The organism is Bifidobacterium avesanii (assembly GCF_009299475.1).
Taxonomy (GTDB): Bacteria; Actinomycetota; Actinomycetes; order Actinomycetales; family Bifidobacteriaceae; genus Bifidobacterium; species Bifidobacterium avesanii.
The window spans coordinates 1-1,998 of sequence record NZ_WBSN01000042.1 but is presented as its reverse complement, the minus strand read 5'-3'; the positions used below and the strand labels follow the sequence as shown (position 1 = coordinate 1,998).

The following is a 1,998-nucleotide window of genomic DNA, read 5'->3' as shown; positions in this document are numbered from 1 at the left end:
CTGACATAACGGCCGTTATCGGCTAATGAAGAAATGCGAATGCGGAAAGTACAGTTTTGTGAAGAAAAGTGCACTTTCCGCATAGAAAGTGAAATTCCTGACAGAGAAAGTACAAAAGCTGTATATAAAAAGTGTAAAAACGTCTTCAAAAATACAATTTGTGAGTTAAAGTTGTATCAGAAACTGCCAAATTGAGGTGAAAAAGTACAATGCTTGAACTCGAGTTACTGAATTTTGTACATACCGTGCAGACTCGTCGTGCGGAAGGACAAACGGTGGAGCTTAAGGCCGCCAATCATGGGTGCCCAACGAAGCTCTACGACACCCTGTCCAGTTTCTCCAATCAGGATGACGGCGGCGTTATCCTCTTCGGCGTTGACGAAGATAGCGGTTACGAGGTGGTTGGCGTCTATGACGTGCAGGACCTGATGAAGCATGTCACGGAGCAGTGCAATCAGATGCATCCCAGAGTTCGTGCGGTATTCACCGCATGCGAAATCGACGGGAAATATGTGGTAAGCGCGGAAATTCCGGCGCAGGATGTTGCGGATCGTCCATGCTTCTATGAGGGGAAGGGACGATACAGGGGGTCTTACGTGCGCGTGGGAGATGCGGACGAACCCATGACGGAGTATGAGATCTACAGCTACGAGGCGTTTCGCCGCAAGTACGAAGACGAACTGCGTGTTGTGGAGCGGGCGGACGCCGATGATCTGGATAAGGACAACCTGCTGAGGTACGAACTCGCGCTCAAGCAGGATCGTCCGCATCTGGCGCAGATGGACGAAAACCAGATTCTCGATCTCATGAGCGTAATCCGCAATGGGCATCCGACGCTTGCCGGCACAATGCTGTTCGCCCCCTACCCACAGGCTTTCTTTCCGCAGTATGGCATCATCGCCACCCGGGTTCCAGGAACGGATGTTGGTGATGTGGGCGACGACGGCGAACGATTCATCGACAATGTTCGGATCGAAGGCAATCTGGAAGAACAGCTGCGGGGCGCAGTTTCCTTCGTGCGCAAGAATATGAGGACCAAGACGGTGATTTCACCCTCCACCGGCGAGCGAAAGGACAAAACCGAATATCCGATCGAAGCGGTCCGCGAGTTGGCGCTCAATGCCCTCATCCATCGGGACTACAGCATTCATACGCAGGGAATGCCGATTCAGTTGCAGATGTTCGAAGACCGATTGGTGATCACCAACCCCGGCGGCCTGTATGGACGACTGACGATCGATCAGCTCGGAAAGGTCCAGCCGGATACCCGGAATCCGGTTATCGCCAATGCGATGGAAGTTCTGGGATTGACCGAGAACCGCTACTCGGGCATTCCGACGGTACGGCGGTTGGCATCCGAATCCGGTTTGCCGGCACCGTTGTTCGAAAACGGCAGAGGCGAGTTCCGGGTGACGCTGAGGGTTGCCGCCCCTGCCTTCACCACCGATGGCGAAGCTACGGAAGCCGGGAGGCAGACGGTGAGGAAAGGCGATAGTTTCGATGAGAAAACCGCGGCTTTGCTGGACTTTTGCCGCGTTCCCCGCACCCGCCGTGAGATCTTCGCATTTCTCGGCCTACGCAGTTCAGCATATGCGATGCGCACCTATGTCAGTCCTCTGGTAGACAGTGGCCGGCTGGTGCTCGGGTTCCCCGACAAGCCCAGAAGCTCCCGGCAAACGTATCGAGCAGCATGAATATGTCCGTCCCGGCCTTTGGCCGCCGATAAAATCATCCCCGATTTTATTTGCCTGGTATTTGCTTCCGAACGCTCAGAAGCCCGCAAAACGTTGGAATTCCGCCAAAAATTTATTTGCCTGGTATTTGCCTGACTACGCCATGCCCCCGTTGCGCCGTATTGCAGAACGGCTATCGGGGAGGCCATAATAAGGGGGTATACTGACGCTTAGTAGGTAGAGGATTGCGTCTGGGCATAGGACGCCGGAGTGGAAGGAACGCCGTGAACGAGAAGCGTTTAGCCGATAACGGCCGTTATGTCAG

General features: G+C 54.2%; 1 protein-coding gene. It reads left to right on the top strand.

The features are described from left to right. Nucleotides 1-209 precede the first annotated feature (209 nt). Nucleotides 210-1,694 carry an ATP-binding protein gene (locus DSM100685_RS10610; protein WP_152351304.1) on the top strand — a complete coding sequence of 495 codons (1,485 nt, stop codon included), beginning with the start codon at nt 210-212 and terminating at the stop codon, nt 1,692-1,694. The last annotated feature ends 304 nt before the right edge of the window (nt 1,695-1,998 follow it).

What these genes read in the sequence shown, in the direction of transcription:
- DSM100685_RS10610 (WP_152351304.1), top strand. Translation starts at nt 210, where the DNA reads ATGCTTGAACTCGAGTTACTGAATTTTGTACATACCGTGCAGACTCGT.